Source organism: Sphingomonas sp. Root710 (assembly GCF_001429065.1).
GTDB lineage: Bacteria > Pseudomonadota > Alphaproteobacteria > Sphingomonadales > Sphingomonadaceae > Rhizorhabdus.
In genome coordinates this window covers 1-17,930 of the sequence record NZ_LMIB01000012.1, presented here as the reverse complement: position 1 = coordinate 17,930, position 17,930 = coordinate 1, and the positions used below count along the sequence as shown (strand labels likewise).

The following is a 17,930-nucleotide window of genomic DNA, read 5'->3' as shown; positions in this document are numbered from 1 at the left end:
TCGACGTCAGTAGATCTGGCCGCTCGACGACGGGGGCGTCGCTGGCGCCGCGTCCTCGCGGAATTTGCGGGCGAGCGCTTCGGCCTCGCGCGCGAGGATGGTGATGTCGGTGCCGACCGCGACGAAGCTCGCCCCCGCCGCCAGCGCCTTGCGCGCGAGCGTCTCGTCGGCGGCGAGCAGGCCGACGGCCTTCCCGGCGCTTCGTATCGTATCGATCGCGCCGAAGATCGCCGACTGGACCTCGGGATGGCCGGGGTCGCCGAGATGACCGAGTGCCGCCGCGAGATCGGACGGGCCGACGAATACGCCGTCGACGCCGTCTGTCCGTGCGATGTCGGCGCAGGCGGCAAGGCCGTCCACGCTCTCGATCTGGAGCAGCAGGCATATCTCCTGCTCGGCCTTGTGCAGATACTCCGGGGTGCGGTTCCACCGGCTGGCGCGGCCGATCGCCGATCCGACGCCGCGAATGCCGCGCGGCGGATAGCGGCAGGCGGCGACCATCCTGGCCGCCTGCGCGCCGCTCTCGATCATCGGGATCAGCAGGTTGCGCGCGCCGATGTCGAGATATTGCTTGATCAACACCGGATCGCCCGAGGGCAGCCGGACGACCGGCTCGACCGGCGAGGCCGCCACCGCCTGAAGCTGTTGGAGGACCAGCGGGATGTCGTTGGGCGCATGTTCGCCATCGATCAGTAGCCAGTCGAAGCCTGCCCCGGCGCAGATTTCTGCGCTGTAGGGGCTGGCGAGCGCCTGCCACAGGCCGATCTGCTTTTGTCCATCGGCCAGGGCCTGCTTGAAACTGTTCATGCGAAGTGCATTCCAATCGAACCCATCGGACCATAGTCTACATGAAAGCTGTCGCCGCGCCGCACGAAGACCGGTGCGGTGAACGATCCGCCGAGGATGATCTGCCCCGGCTCCAGCGCCACGCCGAAGCGTGACAGCCGGTTGGCGAGCCAGGCGGGGCCGTTGGCGGGGTGGTTCAGCACCGCCGCGCCGACCCCGGTCTCCTCGATCTCGCCATTGCGATAGAGGATCGCCGACACCCAGCGCAGATCGATCGCGTCGGGGCGCATCGGCCGACCGCCCAGCACGATGCCGGCATTGGCGGCATTGTCCGAAATCGTGTCGAGCACGGTACGGGTGCCGCGGCCTTCGCGGTCGATGCGTTCGATGCGGGCGTCGATGATCTCGACCGCGGGCACGACATAGTCGCTGTTGTTGAGCACGTCGAAGATCGTGCAGTTCGGCCCTTCGAGGGGCTTCTTCAGTATGAAGGCGAGTTCCACCTCGACGCGCGGTTCGATGAACCGGTCGAACGGGATGGTCTGGCCGTCATGGAACTGCATCGGCGCCAGCAGCACGCCATAATCGGGCTCGGTGATGTTGACCGCGCGCTGCATCGCGCGGCTGGTGAGGCCGATCTTGTGGCCGATCACCTTCTGGCCCGCCGCGATCTTCTTTTCGATCCAGGCGTGCTGCACCGCATAGGCGTCGTCGATGGTCATGCCGGCATGGGCGCGGGAGAATTGCGGGATCTGCTCACGCGTCTGTTCGGCGCGGTCCAGCCGGCCGGCGAGATCGTCGATAAGAGCCTGATCGAAGGGCATGTGCGTTTCCTTCGACGTCAGCTGCGCCGCAATCCGGCATTGATCAGCAGCGGCGAGACGTCCTTCGTCCAGCGGCGGATGCCGTCGGCATAGCCGCACCAGCCGAGCAGCACGCCGTCGATACCGCCCTTGTGCAGGATTTGGCAGCGCTCGGCGATCTGTTCGGCGGTGCCGACCATTTCGAAGCCGCCATTGCCCGCCTTGAAGCGGAAGCGCATCGCCTCCATCACGTCCTTGGGCATCAACTGGGTGTGCATGCCCTGCAGCCGCATCCAGCCGTCGAGGGCCTTATCGTCCCCATATTCGACGGCATAATAGTTCAGATAGTCGCGGGCTTCCTGTTCGGTGTCGCGCTGGACGACATAGGCATAGGACCAGATCTGGAGATCGCGGCCATATTCCTCGCGCGCCGTGCGCCGATAAAGGTCGGTTTCCGCGCGGATCTCTTCGGGGTCGTCGGATTTGACGATGACGAAGGCCATGTCGGCATATTTAGCCGCGAAGGCGCGGCCGCGATCCGATCCGCCCGCGTTCATGATCGGCGGCGGGCTTTGCCGCGGCTTGGGCAGACTGATACCCTTCTTGATCGAATAGAACTGGCCTTCATAGTCGAAGGCCTCGTCGCGGCTCCACAGCTGCTGGATGATCTCGATCCACTCGGCCGCCTGTGCGTAGCGATCGTCATGTTCCTTCATCGGCGCGCCGAACATGTCGAGCTCGGGCTTGTTCCAGCCCGCGACGACGTTGAGGCCGAAGCGGCCGCCCGAAATCTGGTCGATCGTCGCGCACTGCTTGGCGGCGGCGATCGGGTGGATCGTCGGCACGTGAGAGGTCGCGAAAACGCCGCTGTTCTTGGTGAGCTGGCTCGTTGCGGCGGCCCAGGTGTAGCAGTCCATGACGTTGCCGCTGCGATGCTCGGGCTCTTCCTCGACGAAGCCGCGCCAGCGCGCATAGGGCACGTTCGCCTCGAAACCCGCCTTGTCGGCCAGTTCCGACACGATCTTGGATTCGTCCCAGCGCGTGTGGAGCGCCTCGGGCGCCGTCGTCATGCTGATGCCGATGCCGTTGAGGGCGAACAGGCCAAGCTTGAGCGGATTGTCATTGAACACAGGGTTGGTGTCCGCCCGCGGATCATCCTTCCAGCTTTTCATCCTCACGTCGCTCCTTTTAGTTGAAGCCAGCCTGAGCCGGTGCGCTGGCTTTGACAATCGCGCGGCGGAACCACTGGATTTCCGAATTGGAAAAAGCGGGGGCAGGGCGCGGCGACATTGTGGCGTTTTGCTCGAACGCAGTGGGGACGGCGCGCGGGGCGGACGGGGCGTAGCGCTCTGGCTCCACCCAAGTGCCAAATTGGAAAGAATGTCTTTCGGGTGCGCGCCTACACCGCGGCACGCCATCGGACTTAAGCTGCCCGAAAGCAGAACGACATCCAATGCGATGGGACTTGAGGATGAGGGGTGGCCGCCATTCGGGTCAGCAATATCGGGCACGGTGCCACGAGCGGGATCGCCGTCGATGACCGCCCATGACCATCATGAGGCGATGACCAAGCCCGCGCGCAGCTTCCCGCTCAACGCCTGGTATATGGCCGCATGGGCGAGTGAGGTTGCCGACGGGCTGCTCGCCCGCCGTCTGTTCGGCAAGCCGGTGGTGATGTTCCGTCTGGACGACGGCGCGGCGGTGGCCTTCGAAGACCGCTGCCCGCACCGCTTCGCGCCGCTGAGCCTGGGCAAGCTGAAAGGTGACCGCCTTGAATGCGGCTATCATGGTCTTCAGTTCGACCGGACCGGCGCCTGCATCGCCAATCCGGGCGGAAAGGGCCAATTCCCGCCGGGCACCCATGTTCGCGCCTATCCGCTGGTCGAGCGGCACCGCATCCTTTGGATCTGGCCGGGCGATCCGGCGCTCGCCGACCCCGCGAGCATCCCTGACCTCCACCGCATCCCGCCCGAGGGCGGCCACGACAATCTCGGCAATTATCTCCACGTCCGGGCGAACTGGCTGCTCGAGATCGACAACCTCATGGACCTGACCCATGTCGGCTTCCTGCACGACGGGTCGCTGGGCAATGCCAGCATGCGCGCGGCCGAGGTGGATGTCAGCGAGGCCGACGGGAAGATCCGCGCAGAGTTGTGGATGCCGGACACGCTGTGTGGTTTCGGTCCCCTCCAGGGCCAGCCCTGTGACCAGTGGAACAATGTCGAATGGATGGCGCCCTCCGTCACGATGATGGATTTCGGCGCGGTGCCGCGCGGTGCGGACCCGGTGGTGGATGCGAGCGGCTATGCCTTCCACATCTTCACCCCCGAAACCGAGGCGACGACCCATTATTTCTTCGGAAGCTCGGGCTCCTATGGCGACGACGAGGCGTGGATTCCGGAGATGGTGCGCGAGGCGCAGAACCGTGTCTTCCTCGCCGAAGACAACCCGATGGTCGAAGGCGTCGCCGATCGCATGGCGGGCGAGGAGTTCTGGTCGCTGAAACCGGCAATCCTGCCGAGCGACGCCGCCGCGATCCGGGTGCGGCGGCGAATAGCCAAGATGTGTCGTGAAGAGCAGCGTGCGCTTTCATAATGTTCGAGAAAAAAATAGATATCACAGAGATTTATCGATCAAAATTAGACAATTGATATTGGAAAAAGTGTTTTTCACGATTTGGAATATCGCTTTCAGATCAATAAGATAATCTGAATAAATCGGATATGCTTTGGAGTGACCAGCCAAGAAGGCGGCTCCAGAAAAACGAAACTCATGAATAAATGGGGAGGACCTGAATCATGATCACTGCTCGATCGATATTATTTGCGTCGGCGATTTCCGCGAACATGCTGTTCGCCATGGCCGGGGCACAGGCCCAGGAGGCCGCGCCTGTGGCGGCCGAAGACGCCACCACCGGCCTGGCCGACATTATCGTGACCGCCGAAAAGCGCAGCAACAGTGCGCAGCGCACCCCGATCGCTGTCACCGCGCTGACCGGCGACGCGCTGGCCCAGGCGCAGGTGCGCACCCTCACCGACATGCAGCAGCTCGTCCCCGCCTTCAAAATGGGTGAGAATGACGGTTATGCGCAGCTCCACATTCGCGGCATCGGCAGCTCAGGCTTCCTGCCCACCGCCGAAGGCGCGGTCGCGGTCAACTCGAACGAGGTCTATGTCTCGCGCCCGATCGCACAGCTCGCCGGCATGTTCGACGTGTCGGCGGTCGAAGTGCTGAAGGGCCCGCAGGGCACCCTCTATGGCCGGAACGCCACCGCCGGCTCGGTGAACATCTCGACCGCGCGTCCGACCAATGAATGGTCGGGCTTCGTCAGGGCGATGGTCGGCAATTATCGTGCGGTGAACCTCGAAGGCGCGGTCGGCGGCCCAGTCGCCGGGGACGCGATCCTCGTCCGCGTCGCGGGCTTCATCGACAAGCATTCGGGTTACGGCAAGAATCTCGTCACCGGCACCGACATCAGCGATAAGGACGCCTGGGGCGTTCGCGGCACGGTGGTGGTGAAGCCGACCGAGGACATCACCGGCACGCTGATCTACGAACATTACAAGCAGGACGACCGTGGCGCCGCGCTCCACTATTTCGGAGCGACCGGCACGACGGGCCTGCCGGGCGCGCTCGGCACCCCGCCGGTCTTCGCCCAGCTTGGGGGCTATGCGGCCTCCGACCTGCAGGATGTCGTCAGCCCGCGCGATCCCAAGTTCCGCCTGCGCGTCGATGCCATCACCGGCATCCTCGAATGGGATCTGGGTGCGGTCTCGCTCAAGTCGATCACCGGCTATCGCGACCAGAATTCGCTGACCTTCACCCCGCTGGGTGCGGGCAGCAATGTCGACGCCTTCTTCATCGCGGGCGAACCGGCACACCAGTTCAGCCAGGAACTGCAGCTCAACTACAGCTCGGACCGCCTGAAGGCGACCGCCGGCCTCTATTATTTCCGCGAAAAGGACGCCTCGATTCCCGGAGCGTCGCCTTTCGCACGATCGCTGCTCAACCGCTTCTTCGGCATCCCCGAGGATGGCACGCCCGACTACATCGTCGACTTCGTCGAGGTCGGCGGCACGATCAAGACCCGGGCGAAGGCGGCCTTCGCGCAAGCGACTTATGAAGTCGTCGACAACCTCTCGATCACCGCGGGCGTCCGCGCCAGCAAGGAAAGCAAGGAAGCCTTCCTGATCAACGGTTTCAGCCTGACGACGCCCTATGTCTCGAACTCGCCTTATTCGAACGACACGCCGCTGCCGCCGGTGACGGCCGAACCCAAGGTGTCGTTCAAGTCGACCACCCCGAAGTTCGGCATCCAATATCAGATGAACAGCCGGACGATGCTCTACGCGTCCTATTCGAAGGGGTTCAAATCGGGCGGCTATGACGTCTCCACCGTCGCCCCGGCCTTCGAGCCGGAAAAGCTGACCGCTTATGAGGCGGGCATCAAGACGACGACGGCGGACAACATGCTTCGCTTCAACGCCGCCGCCTTCTGGTATGACTATACCAACCTTCAAGTGCTCCAGGTTGTCGGGCCGGTCGTCGTGACGACCAACGCCGCCACCGCGCGCGTCTATGGCGTGGAAGCGCAGATCGACGCGATCCTGAGCGACCAGTTCAAGCTGGAGGCGTCGGGATCCTACCTCAACACCAAATATAAGAGCTATATCGGGCCCGATGGCGCCCGTCCGCTGCTGGCGTCGGTCGACTTCAGCGGCAACCACCTGAACAACGCGCCGGAGTTCCAGATGTACCTCGCAGGTACCTATAGCTGGGATCTCGGCGCCGGCTCGATGGCGGCGCGGGTCGATGGCGAATATTCGTCGCGCTACTATTTCACCCCGGCGAACCTCAACCTGTTGAGCCAGAAGCCCTATGCCAAGATCAACGCGTCGCTGACCTACAAGAGCGACGCGCGTTGGCAGGTCACGGCGTTCGTCAAGAACATCACCGACATCACGACCAAGACCAGCGGTGTCGTGAATACGCCGATCCTGGGCTCGCCGGCCCAGGGCGCGATCTCGCCGCCGCGCACCTTCGGCCTGGAAGCCAAGTACAGCTTCTAAGGTTCAGAGAAGCAGGCGAGGCGGCCGGTCGGCAGACCGGCCGCCTCTTTCTTGTGCGGACATGTTGAAATCAGAATTGCGGGTCGCGTTCCTGTTCGCGTTCCCAGCGGAGGTCGTCCCGCCGCCGCTCTTCGGGGGTTCGATCATCTTCTTCGGGCCAGCCACGGTCGCGCTCCTCGCGAAGCTCCTGTAGCCGTCTGGAACGGTCGCTGCGCAGGAAGCCAGGGACGAGGCCGTCGAAGAAGCGCTCAAGCGGCGACTGTTCCTCTTCCTCGGCGGCTTGCAGTGCCTCCAGCTCACGATCCAGCGCTGCCTGCCGCATCGCTTCTTGGCGCTGGGCGATCGACATCCGCAGCGTTTCGGGGAGCGGCAGATCATCCTCGTGCAGATTGGCCTGGCTCATGAAACTGCGCCATATTTCGGCGGGCAGCGTGCCGCCAGTCACGCCACGCATCGGCGAGTCGTCGTCATTGCCGACCCATACGCCGGTGACCAGCCCGCCGGCGAAGCCGACGAACAGCGCATCGCGATAATTCTGGGTGGTCCCGGTCTTGCCGAAGGAGGGGATGCCTAGCGCCGCGCCGCGCCCGGTGCCTTGATTGGTGGCCGTCCAGAGCAGATCGAGCATCGATTCCCGCGCGCGCGGATCGAGCGCATGGCTTTCCGTGGGCGCTCCGGCGTCGGCGAGCCCGGTGGGCCGGACCGGATAATGGCCGCTCGCGACCGCGGCATAGGCGGCGGTCAGCTCGAGAAGGGTCATGCCCGAACTGCCCAGCGCCATCGATGGGCCCGGCGTGATCGGCGCGGTGATCCCCAGCCGCCGCGCGACATCCACCACCTTGTTGCGGCCGACCTGCTCGGCGATCCGGACCGCGGCGACGTTGCTCGACTGCGCGAAAGCATTGCGCAGCGTGGTCGGTGGCCCATAACGGCCGCCATAGTTGCGCGGCGTCCAGCCATCGACGGTCAGCGGCCCGTTCTCCACCGCCGTGTCTGGCGTGGAGCCATTCTCGAACGCCGCCAGATAGACGGCCAGCTTGAAGGCCGAGCCCGGCTGCCGTTCGGCCTGGGTCACCCGGTTATAGGGGCTCGTCCGATAGCTGCGGCCGCCGATCATCGCGACGACGCTGCCGTCGAGGCGCATGGCGACGAGCGCGGCCTGGGTGGCGTGCACCGCGTCACCCTGGCGCGAGAGCACCGTGGTCAGCGCCCGGATGGCTGCCTTCTGCAGTCCGCCGTCGAGCGTGGTGTGAATCTCGACCTGACCCGCGCCGTCGCGAATCCCGGCTTCGACCTGGGGCGCCAGCCAGTCGACGAAATAGGTGCCGCCGGGCAGTTCATCGTCCGCGACATTGGGCTTGGCCAGCCGCGCGCTCGATGCCTCGGCGGGCGAGATCATGCCCTCGCGGGCCATGGCGGCGAGCACGAGACGTGACCGCGCCTGCGCCGCATCGAGATCGGCGACCGGATTGAGCCGGCTGGGCGCCTTTACCATCGCCGCCAGCATCGCCGCTTCGCCGACGCTGAGATTTTCGGGGGTCTTCTGGAAATAATGGCGCGCCGCTGCGCGGAGACCATGCGATCCATCGCCGAAATAGATCGTCGACAGATAGCGCGACAATATCTCGTCCTTGCTCAGCCAGGCGTCGAGCCAGACGGCGAGGACGAACTCCTGCAGCTTGCGGCCGATGCGGCGTTCCGACGTCAAGAAAGCGTTCTTGGCGAGCTGCTGGGTGATTGTCGAACCGCCTTCGACCACGCCGCCGGCGCGCAGGTTCCGCCAGCTGGCGCGGATGAGGCCGCGCAGGTCGACCCCGTGATGACTCGCGAAACGCCGGTCCTCGATCGCGATGAAGGCTCCCTTGACCCGAAGCGGCAGCGATGCCGCATCGACCGGAACGTCATGCTCGCCGCGGCGCGCGATCGGCGTGCCGTCGGCGCTGATATAGATCATGGCGGGCTTCTGCGGCGCCTGCATCGAACCCCAGGGCGGGGCGACCCAGGTCGCCCAGCCGACGGCGAGCAGGAACAGGCCGAGAAACGCGTAGAGCGCCCATCGTCCGGCCCGACGCCATGCCCAGCCGCTCCGCCGTCCCGGCTCGATCTGTGGCGCGCCCGGGGGCGCTGCATCGGCCGCGGGCGCGTCCGCCCGTTTGCGGGAGAGCCAGGGAATCATCAGTGGGAATGGTCGCCTTCGTGTTGAGGCCGACGCTGTACGCCCAACCGGGCTCCTTATGCCATAGCCGAAAATCCCCTGCGTCGTGCATTCGCCACGATATGCCCGAACAGCACGAGTCGATCATTGGCTGAATGGTAAGTCACCGACTCAAGGTTCAGTGACTCTTGACTCATCGATATCGTTCACCTAGCTTTCTCATCTCGCCCGATCACCGGTCCGAATGGCCGGCCACGGCGTCAGAACAGAAAGACTTTAGGAGGTCGCCATCAAAGGCAGGGCTATCGCACGGCCGTCGGCCCGGCGGGTCGCGGAGCCAGCGCATTCCGAGCCTGTCCCGGATCGAGCCCCTTCATCCATGGGAAAGGCTGCCGGGTCTGGCGCATCGGAGGCGCGGGGGGCGGGGGCGTGCCGACGCCTGAGCCGCGACGAACTTGCGCCCGAGGCGCGCGAGGCGCTGTTTCGGGCAGCGATGAAGGTCGTTGGAAAATATGGCTATGCGGGCTGCTCGGTGGCGCGCGTGACCAAGGCCGCGGGGATCGCGCAGGGTACTTTCTACCTTTATTTCAAATCCCGCCAGGCGCTCCTGGACGAACTGTTGCCGCATGTCGGCCAGCAGATGATCGAGTTCATCCGGAACCGGGTGGCGGGCGCGGCGGACGTGTTCGACAAGGAGGAACGCGGCTTTCGCGCGTTCTTCGAATATATGAAGATCAATCCGGGTTTCTTCCGCGTTTCGACCGAAGCAAACGGCGCCGCGCCGATCGCCCATGCAAAGCATCTCGAACTGGTGACCTGGCCCTATGTCGAGACGCTGCGGCGCGGCCTGATCGACAGCGGGATCGACCGGTTCGACAGCAGCGAGCTCGAGGCCGTGGCCTATATGCTGATGGCCGCGCGCGAATATCTCTACATCCGGTACATCAAGAGCGGGGCAAGCGACAAAGCCGCGCTCGAGCAGGTCGTCCGGACATATATGAAATTCGTTCGCGGCGGACTTGGCGAAATCTAGCGCCCTATCGTGATTCACGCGGCCGAAATGCTTATTGGAGGTGATGATCGTGGGTATCCATCAGAGCGCAGTTTTTTCGGATCGCGGCGCACAGGAACTGGACGGTTTTGCCGCCTCGCTGGATCGGACGCGGGAAGCTCTTCCGCTGGGTTTCGTCACGGCGGCGGACCTGTCCGCCTTCCGCGACGAGGTCAGGCAGTTCCTGCACGAGCATGTTCCTGCGGACCTCGCGTGCCGGCCGCGGATGATGATGTCGCTGCGCGAGGACGTCGTCCGCTGGCAACGTATATTGGCCGAACGGGGATGGGGCGCGCCCGCGTGGCCCCGCGAACATGGCGGTGCCGGCTGGACGACGCAACAATGCATCATTTTCGAGGAGGAGTGCGTCGCCGCCGGTACGCCGACGCAGGACATCGTCGGGCAGAAGTTGCTCGGACCAGTCGTGAACAGCTTCGGCAACGCGGAGCAGAAGGCCGAGCACATACCGCTGATCCTGAATGGCGACCGACTCTGGTGCCAGGGCTTTTCGGAACCCCAGGCCGGGTCTGATCTGGCGGCGATCCGTACCCGGGCCGAGCGGCACGGCGACAATTATGTCGTCAATGGCGTGAAATCGCTGATCAGCCACGCCCAGCAGGCGGACTGGATCTTCCTGCTCGTGCGGACCGGCGAGGCGGTGACGGGGCGGGCGGGGATCAGCATCCTCCTCGCCGACCTGCGGTCGCCTGGGATCAGCGTGCGTCCGATCCGGAGCATCGCGGGCTTCCACCATCTCAACGAGATCACCTTCGACAATGTCGTCGTGCCCTCTGGCAACCGCATCGGCGCAGAAAATGAAGGCTGGTCGATCACCAAATTCTTCCTGGACGGCAGCCACGCCGCCAGCGCCGACCTTCCGGCCCTGCGCGCCTATCTATGGCAGCTGAAGGAACTTGGCGGCAGCGAGCGGGTGGGCGGCAAGCTGCTGATAGAGCAGCATGAATTCGCCTCGCGCCTCGCCAGGTTCGAGGCCGAGCTGGAGGCGGTGGCGATGATGGTCACGCGCGTCGCGGCGATGGACCAGGCGCAGGACCGAAGCCCCGCCGCGCGCGCGCTCGGGTCGATGCTGAAATTGAGGGGGACCGAGCTTCAACAGCGGCTGACCGACTTCCTGGTGGAAGCGCTGGGCGACTATGGCGCCATCCGCGGAACCATCGACCAGTCGAACGAGGATCCGTTCGCGCCGCTTCCCCACTTCGCCCGGAATATTGCTTCGGAAATGTTCTTCCGGCGGGGGGCGACCATCTACGGCGGCAGCAGCGAAATCCAGCGCTGTATCATCGCGAAGACGATGTTCGGCCTGTGAGGGGCGCGGACGATGGACGCTGAACTCGATCCCGCACAGCAAGCGTTACGCGACGGCGTGCGCAGTTTCGTGGCGAAGGCCTCGGGCGTCTCCGCCGGCATCGCCGTGCCGGGTCGGGATGCCGCGACCCGGCGCGAAAATTGGCGGGCCTTCGCGGATAATGGATGGCTGGGCGCAGCCTTGCCATCGGAATATGGCGGCAGCGGCGGCGGCTTGTTCGAAACGGCCATCATCGCCCAGGAGTTCGGCCGTGCCCTGGTGATCGAGCCTTATCTCGGCTGCGCCGTGATGGCGGCACAGACGCTCGTCGCGGGCGCCTCTGCGCAGCAGCTTGCGCGGGTCCTGCCCGATCTGATCGCCGGGAAATCGCGGGTAGCGCTGGCCTATAGCGAGCCGCAGTCGCGCGGCATGCCCGAGCCGATCATGCTGCGCGCCGAGCGCGCGCCGGATGGCTATATCCTCCATGGCGGCAAGACGCTGGTGCTGGGCGGCGTGGAAGCCGATCATTTCATCGTTTCCGCCGTCACCCACGATCAGCCGATATTGCTGCTGGTCGATGCCGCCGCGCCCGGCCTGATGATCAGCGCGCTGGAACTTCATGACGGCAGCCAGGCCGCCCAGCTCGCCTTCGACGGGGTGTTCGTCCGCGGCGACGCGCTGCTGGGGCAACCGGACCGCGCGCTGCCCGCGCTGCGCCACGGCCTCGCTTATGGCACGGTCGCGCTGTGCGCCGAGCTGGTCGGCATCATGGAACGCGCGATCGAATTAAGCGCCGACTACCTGAAACGGCGCACCCAGTTCGGCGTGCCGATCGGCAGCTTCCAGACGCTCCAGCACCGGCTGGCCGACATGGCGGCGGAAATGGAGCTGGCGCGGTCGATGCTGTTCGCTTTGCTGCTCGCGGTCGACGGCGGCGACGAACCCACCATCGCGCGCCTTGTCTCGCAGGCCAAGTCGCTGGTCGGCCGCGCCGCCAAGCATGTGTGCGGTCAGGCTATCCAGATGCATGGCGGCATCGCCATGACCGACGAGTGCCCGATCGCGCATTATTTCAAGCGGGCGGTCGTCGCGGACATCCTGCTGGGCAGCAGCGACAGCCATGACAGCCTGCGCGCCCGGACGCTGGAGAATACGCTCAAGACCGCGGAACTGCGCTGGTATGAGCTGCTCCCGGTGTGGTGGACCGCGCAGCAAGGCGCATTAGCCTAGGGCATATTCGACCGGTCTGGGCGACGCCTCTGCATATAATGTGGTTCGCTGGCGGAGCGGCCGTCCCGCCGCCGCCGCGGCTTCCTCGAGATCGGCGACGGTCAGTTCCTGCCCGTGCGCGGCTCCGGCAGCGCGGCTGATCGATTCATTCATCAACACGCCGCCGAGATCGTTCACGCCGGCATTGAGGCAGGCGGCGGCGCCGTCGACGCCGAGCTTTACCCAGGACGCCTGGATCGAATCGATCGCGCCATGGAGCACGATCCGCGACACTGCATGCATCAATATGGTTTCGCGCCAGGTCGGCCCCTTGCGGGCGCGGCCCTTCATATAGACCGGCGACAGCATGTGGACGAAGGGCAGGGGCACGAACTCGGTGAATCCGCCGGTCTCGAATTGCAGATTACGGATGGCGAGCAGATGCCGGGCCCAGTGCCGCGGCTGCTCGACGCTCCCGAACATGATCGTCGCGGTGGTGCGCAGGCCGACGCTATGGGCGGCGGCGACGACGTCGAGCCAGCCCGACGTCGTCAGCTTGTCCGGGCACAGGATCGCGCGGACATCGTCGTCGAGAATTTCGGCGGCGGTGCCGGGCAGCGAACCGAGGCCCTCGTCCTTTAGCAGGCGAAGATAGTCGGCCATAGGCATTCCCAGCGTCTCGGCGCCCTGGCTCACCTCCAGCGGCGAGAAGGCGTGGACGTGAATATCGGGCTGGGCCTGCTTCACCGCGCGCAAGATCGAGAGATAGGTGTCCCCGGTGTAGCGCGGGTGGATGCCGCCCTGGAGGCAGACCTCGGTGGCGCCGCGCGCCCACGCTTCACGCGTCCGCTCCGCGATCTCCGCCAACGGCAGGTCGTAGGGTTTGTCGCGCGCGCCATGTTTCGCGGAGGTCTTGGAAAAGGCGCAGAAGCTGCAGCTGAACGTGCAGATATTGGTGTAATTGATGTTGCGGTTCACGACATAGGTGACGGTATCGCCGGCGGTGGCGCGGCGAAGCTGGTCGGCGGCCTGGACGATGGTCTCCGCGGCCCCGCCGCGTGCGGCGAAGAGGCTGGTGACGTCGCCTTCGTCCAGACTGTCGCCCGCCGCTGCCCGTGACAGGATCGCATCGATCCGCGCGTCGGTGAGCAGGGCGGGTGCCGAAGCGCCCAGCGGCCGTTCTGGTGAACCGGGCGAGGCAGACGACATCCCCGGACTCCACGCCCCGTCGCGCGCTAGGCCTTCCGCATCGGCATGGCGGAGGATGGCCGGAGCGACCGCCGCATCGAGCCAGCGGCCCGGAGCGGCCATGTAGGCGGGATAGGCGGTGAGCCGCTCGACGAGCGAGCGGCCGGCCGCTGCGCATTGATGTTCGAGTTCGGCGATCTCGGGCCAGGGCGCCTCGGGGTTCACATGGTCTACGGTGACGGGGGATATCCCGCCCCAATCGTCGAGCCCCGCGTCGATCAGGGCGCGGGTCCGTCCCGGATTCAGGTTGGGCGGCGACTGCACGCCGACCTCCGCGCCCAGGATCAGCCGCGCGGCGGCGACGCTCCAGAGCAGTTCTCGCTCGCTCGGCTCGGGCGCCTGCGCCATGCGCGTATCGGCCTTAGCCCGGAAATTCTGGACGATGACTTCCTGCAGGTGGCCATGCAGCCGTTGGAGGTCGCGCAGGGCGAACAGGCTGTCCAGCCGCTCTTCGCGCGTCTCCCCGATTCCGATCAATATCCCGCTGGTGAAGGGGATGGCCGCTTCACCCGCCGCCGCGATCGAAGCGAGCCGCACGGCGGGCGCCTTGTCGGGAGAGCCGAAATGCGGGCCGCCGCGCTGGCCGAGCCGGTCAGATGCGCTTTCGAGCATGAGCCCCATCGAGCCCGAGACGCGCCGCAGGCGCCCATAATCTTCGCGCGTCAGGACCCCCGCATTGATGTGCGGGATCAGGCCGGTCTCGTCGAGCACCCGCCCCGCGACATGTTCGAGATAGTCGACGGTGCTGCCGAAACCCAGCGCCGCGAGGGCGTTGCGGGCAGCGGCGTAGCGCAGCTCGGGCTTGTCGCCGAGCGTGAACAGCGCTTCCTTGCAGCCGGCCGCAGCACCCGCCCGCGCGATGGCGATCACCTCATCAGGCGGCAGATAGGCTGAGCCGAGCCGCCGCGGGGCCTTGGCGAAGGTGCAATAATGGCAGACATCGCGGCACAATTGGGTGAGGGGGATGAAGACCTTGCGCGAGTAGGTCAGCCGGCGGGCGCCGGTAGCATCGCGCATCGCGCGGCTGCGCGCCATCACCTCGTCGAGAGGCGCGTTCAACAGATGATGGCGCAGGCTGCTGTCGTTCATGCGGCGGTTTTCCAACTGCTCAGAAGGTCCCCGGTGCGGCCCGTCACGCCATGATGTGCCATGGCGTCGAGGTCGGTCGGGCGATCGATATCCAGACTCAGGCCGGTGGCCCGTACGATATGGGTGTCGAAGCCATGGGCGGCGGCGGCGGCCAGATGGCGGGCGAAGCTGTGGCGGCCAAAGGCGGTCGCGAGCGGGCAATGCGCCGGAAGCGCGAGCGCGCCCGTGCCGCCATCGGTGTCCGCGGGGGCGATGACGATCGCGCCGCGCAGGGCCGGCTGCAGGATCGCCTCGACCTCATCGGCGGCGATCAGCGGGAGGTCGCCCGGCAACAGCAGGATGGATGCGTCGGGCGCCTGGATGGCGATCAGCGCGCGCGCCTGGTCGAAGGCGCGGTTGAGATCGCCGGCTTCGCCGTCCGCGATCACGCTCGCGCCGGCCCGGGCGGCCAGCGCGGCGAGCGCCGGCGTGGGTGTCGCGACCCATATTTTGGCGATTGCCTCGACGCCGTGCAGCGTAGCGAGCATGTCGAGCAGCATCGCGGCGACGAGCGCCTCGCGCTGGGGCGCGTCGAGGCACCCGCCAAGGCGGGATTTGGCGGCCTCTCCGCCCCGCACGGCGATGACGGCATGGGTGCTCATGCCCGGCGAAGCTCCCTGCGGGTGAGGCCTGTAGCGAATGCGAGCGTGTCGCGCGCGAGGCGGATGCGATCGTCGTCCGACGTCATTACCGACGGCGCGACAAGCGCCGCGATGCCGGTTTCGCGGAGTCTGTCCGCTTCGCAGGCATCGCTTTCGTCTATCACCAGCCCGTCGACGAGCCCGGCATAATGCGCCGCCACCGCCGTCACGCCGGAAAGGCCGCCGAGTTCGGCCAGGAGCTTCGCGGCTGGGCCCTTCAGCGCGCGTCCGCCGATGATCGGGGACACCGCCACGACCGGCGCATCGAGCCGGGCCAGCGCATCGGCCACCCCGGGGATGGCGAGGATCGGATCGATGCTGAGATAGGGGTTGGATGGGCAGATGATCACCGCCGCGACATCCTGGCGGCCGAGCGCAGCGGTGAAGGCGGGGGAGGGAACGGACTGTTCCGCGCCCGCGAAGGATATTCCGCGCGCGACGGGGCGGCATTGCTCGCGTACGAAATAATGCTGGAAGGGCAGGGGGCCGTCGATAGTGTCGACGATCGTGCGAACCGGCTGGTCCGACATCGGGACGATCGCGTGACGCAGGCCCAGCGCCGCCGTCACCCCAGCCGTCACCTGCGAAAGCGACTGGCCAGCGGCGAGCCGTTGCGTGCGCTCGACATGCAGCGCCAGGTCCTTGTCGCCGAGGTTAAACCAATGCTCGCCGCCCAGCTTCCGGAGCTGGGCCATGAAGTTCCAGGTCTCGCCGGCAAGGCCCCAACCCCGCTCGCGATCGGCAAGACCCGCCAGCGTGTAGGTGACGGTATCCAGGTCGGGACAGATGGTCAGCCCGAGATGCTCGAAATCGTCGCCGGTGTTGACGATCAGGCTGAGCCCTTCGGGGTCGAGCAGCCGGGTCAGCCCGAAGGCCAGCTTCGCACCCCCCACGCCGCCGCAGAGCGCGATGACATGGCCGGCGCTGGTCACTGGAACAGGTCCTGCTCGATGGGGCGCAATAGTTCGCCGATCCCGCCGTCGCCGTCGGCGTCTTCATAATATGCGCCCCGGACGATGGCCGCCGGGGTCCCTTCCGCGCCTTCGCCGATGACCAGTGACGCGGCGGCGGCGATCTCGTCGGCGACGCCGATGATGGTGGCTTCGAGGACGCGGCCGAACAGGTCGGGTTCGCCGCGCCGGTCGCGCACCGGGCGCATGCCGGCGACGCCGATCGCGGTGCCCATCGTCCCCATCCGCCAGGCGCGGCCCAGGCTGTCGCCGACGATCACGGCAAGCCGCACTCCGAACCGGGCCTCCAACCGCGCGCGAAGCGATCGCGCGCTTGCGTCGGGATCTTCGGGCCATAGCAGTACGGAATCATGGTTTCCGGGAGCAAGGTTGGACGCGTCGACGCCGGCATTGGCGAGAACATGGCCCGTCCGGTGCCGCGCGATGATCACACCCGGCGCCACGCGCATCAGGGCCTGGGCTTCCCCCTCGACGAGCTCGACGACCGCGGGGTCCTTTTTCGCCCGCGCCGCCACTTCGATGGCGGAGGGGCCTGGCCGTATGCCGGACAGGCTGCGCGTGCGGCCCTCGACCTTGGACACCACCTTCTGAGCGACGACCAGGACGTCACGGTCACGTAGCGTGATGCTCGCCGTCGTCAGCGCGTCGGCTATCGCGCCGGCCAGATCGTCTCCTGCGGCAAAAAGGGGCAGGCCGGGAATCGGCAAGACCGAAAGACCTGTCGCCCCAGCCTGGCTCATCAGGCGTCCTTTGCCTGACCCGTTATGCGGATACCGGCCTGCACCAGCTTGTAGCGGCGGTTCAGCTGGATCAGGACCGAGGTGAGCGCCTCGGCCGCCGCAGAGTTGGCGAGCGGCCCGACGTGCCAGCTGCGCATCTCCAGCTCCGTGAGGATGTCGCGCACGGCTTCCACCGCATCGGTATCGTCGCCGGCCACGAGCACATCGGCGTCGATCTTTGCACCCGAAGCGAGCTTCTCCGCGCCGATATTCTGCAAAGCGGACACGAGGCGAACGTCGGGCCCGAGCAGCTGGGCGGCTTCGAGCGCGGCGCAGCCCGCGGCGGGCAGCTGAACGGTGCCCACCTTGGGCGGCTGCAACGGCACCGTCGCGTCGACGATGATCTTGCCTTGCGCCGCTTCGCGGATCTGCGTGAGCGTGTCGCGGTGGGCGGCATAGGGCACGGTGACGAAGATGATGTCGGCCTGGACCGCCGCTTCGGCCAGGCCTGCGCCGCTGACCCGTCGGCCAGCTGCGGCATCATTCAGCGTAGCGGCAAATGCCTGGGCCTTGTCCGGATCGCGTGAGCCGATGCAGATCATATGCCCGACCTTCGCGAGGCGTCCCGCCAAGGCCGCGCCGAGCGCGCCCGTCCCGCCCAAAATTGCGATGTTCTTCAAGGTCTCTCCAGTCCTTCCAGTCGTTTATGGGGCCTCACAGCCTGTGTCGTCTATCATCATCGTCCGGCGAAGACGGGCTGTCGTTTTTCGACGAAGGCGCGAATGGCTTCGGCGGCGTCTTCGGTGTCGCCGATCTGGAGGGTCATGTCCTGTTCGTCCTGTTC

Annotated in this window: 14 protein-coding genes; 5 read left to right on the top strand and 9 right to left on the bottom strand. The window is 66.2% G+C overall.

Features of this window, described 5'->3' with window-relative positions; translation table 11 throughout:
* Positions 1–6: 6 nt before the first annotated feature.
* The 3 genes from hpaI to ASE00_RS10005 are packed head-to-tail and all read right to left on the bottom strand — an operon-like array spanning position 7 to position 2,761.
* Positions 7–807 carry a 4-hydroxy-2-oxoheptanedioate aldolase gene (hpaI, locus tag ASE00_RS10015; protein WP_056379842.1) on the bottom strand — a complete coding sequence of 267 codons (801 nt, stop codon included), beginning with the start codon at positions 805–807 and terminating at the stop codon, positions 7–9.
* Positions 804–1,610 carry a 2-oxo-hept-4-ene-1,7-dioate hydratase gene (gene hpaH / locus ASE00_RS10010; RefSeq protein ID WP_056379839.1) on the bottom strand — a complete coding sequence of 269 codons (807 nt, stop codon included), beginning with the start codon at positions 1,608–1,610 and terminating at the stop codon, positions 804–806. The genes hpaI and hpaH overlap by 4 nt, the downstream gene beginning before the upstream one ends.
* A gap of 17 nt (positions 1,611–1,627) precedes the next feature.
* The gene (locus ASE00_RS10005) at positions 1,628–2,761 is read right to left on the bottom strand and encodes an LLM class flavin-dependent oxidoreductase (RefSeq protein WP_056379836.1); all 1,134 of its coding nucleotides are present in this window, start codon (positions 2,759–2,761) and stop codon (positions 1,628–1,630) included.
* 364 nt (positions 2,762–3,125) lie between these two features.
* On the opposite strand from ASE00_RS10005, the gene ASE00_RS10000 reads away from it, so the two are divergent.
* The gene (locus ASE00_RS10000) at positions 3,126–4,184 is read left to right on the top strand and encodes an aromatic ring-hydroxylating dioxygenase subunit alpha (RefSeq protein ID WP_235538620.1); all 1,059 of its coding nucleotides are present in this window, start codon (positions 3,126–3,128) and stop codon (positions 4,182–4,184) included.
* A gap of 203 nt (positions 4,185–4,387) precedes the next feature.
* A complete protein-coding gene (locus ASE00_RS09995; RefSeq protein WP_082594604.1) occupies positions 4,388–6,658 on the top strand; it encodes a TonB-dependent receptor in 2,271 nt (756 codons plus the stop codon).
* A 70-nt stretch (positions 6,659–6,728) separates the two neighbouring features.
* Here the strand turns inward: ASE00_RS09995 and ASE00_RS09990 are convergent, their stop codons facing one another.
* Positions 6,729–8,834 carry a transglycosylase domain-containing protein gene (locus ASE00_RS09990; protein WP_056379833.1) on the bottom strand — a complete coding sequence of 702 codons (2,106 nt, stop codon included), beginning with the start codon at positions 8,832–8,834 and terminating at the stop codon, positions 6,729–6,731.
* A 358-nt stretch (positions 8,835–9,192) separates the two neighbouring features.
* On the opposite strand from ASE00_RS09990, the gene ASE00_RS09985 reads away from it, so the two are divergent.
* The 3 genes from ASE00_RS09985 to ASE00_RS09975 are packed head-to-tail and all read left to right on the top strand — an operon-like array spanning position 9,193 to position 12,400.
* Positions 9,193–9,846, top strand: a complete 654-nt coding sequence (locus ASE00_RS09985; RefSeq protein WP_056379831.1) for a TetR/AcrR family transcriptional regulator — start codon at positions 9,193–9,195, stop codon at positions 9,844–9,846.
* A gap of 49 nt (positions 9,847–9,895) precedes the next feature.
* On the top strand, positions 9,896–11,191 hold the full coding sequence (locus ASE00_RS09980) for an acyl-CoA dehydrogenase family protein (protein ID WP_200957918.1): 1,296 nt from the start codon (positions 9,896–9,898) through the stop codon (positions 11,189–11,191).
* A gap of 12 nt (positions 11,192–11,203) precedes the next feature.
* Positions 11,204–12,400 (top strand): acyl-CoA dehydrogenase family protein, encoded by a 1,197-nt coding sequence (locus tag ASE00_RS09975; protein WP_082594603.1) that lies wholly within the window; start codon positions 11,204–11,206, stop codon positions 12,398–12,400.
* On the opposite strand, the gene cofH is transcribed toward ASE00_RS09975, so the two are convergent.
* Genes cofH through npdG form a run of 5 tightly spaced genes read right to left on the bottom strand, consistent with a single transcriptional unit; the run spans position 12,392 to position 17,766 of the window.
* Positions 12,392–14,716: a 5-amino-6-(D-ribitylamino)uracil--L-tyrosine 4-hydroxyphenyl transferase CofH gene (gene cofH, locus ASE00_RS09970; RefSeq protein ID WP_056379829.1), complete on the bottom strand. Its 2,325-nt coding sequence runs from the start codon at positions 14,714–14,716 to the stop codon at positions 12,392–12,394. The two genes, ASE00_RS09975 and cofH, sit on opposite strands and share 9 nt — an antisense overlap.
* Positions 14,713–15,357 (bottom strand): 2-phospho-L-lactate guanylyltransferase, encoded by a 645-nt coding sequence (gene cofC / locus ASE00_RS09965; RefSeq protein ID WP_056379828.1) that lies wholly within the window; start codon positions 15,355–15,357, stop codon positions 14,713–14,715. The genes cofH and cofC overlap by 4 nt, the downstream gene beginning before the upstream one ends.
* Complete coding sequence (gene cofD, locus ASE00_RS09960) at positions 15,354–16,328, bottom strand: 2-phospho-L-lactate transferase (protein ID WP_056379826.1); 975 nt, start codon at positions 16,326–16,328, stop codon at positions 15,354–15,356. Before cofD ends, cofC begins: the two co-directional genes overlap by 4 nt.
* Complete coding sequence (gene cofE / locus ASE00_RS09955) at positions 16,325–17,107, bottom strand: coenzyme F420-0:L-glutamate ligase (protein WP_056379824.1); 783 nt, start codon at positions 17,105–17,107, stop codon at positions 16,325–16,327. The genes cofD and cofE overlap by 4 nt, the downstream gene beginning before the upstream one ends.
* Complete coding sequence (gene npdG, locus ASE00_RS09950) at positions 17,107–17,766, bottom strand: NADPH-dependent F420 reductase (protein WP_056379822.1); 660 nt, start codon at positions 17,764–17,766, stop codon at positions 17,107–17,109. The genes cofE and npdG overlap by 1 nt, the downstream gene beginning before the upstream one ends.
* Positions 17,767–17,930 lie beyond the last annotated feature (164 nt).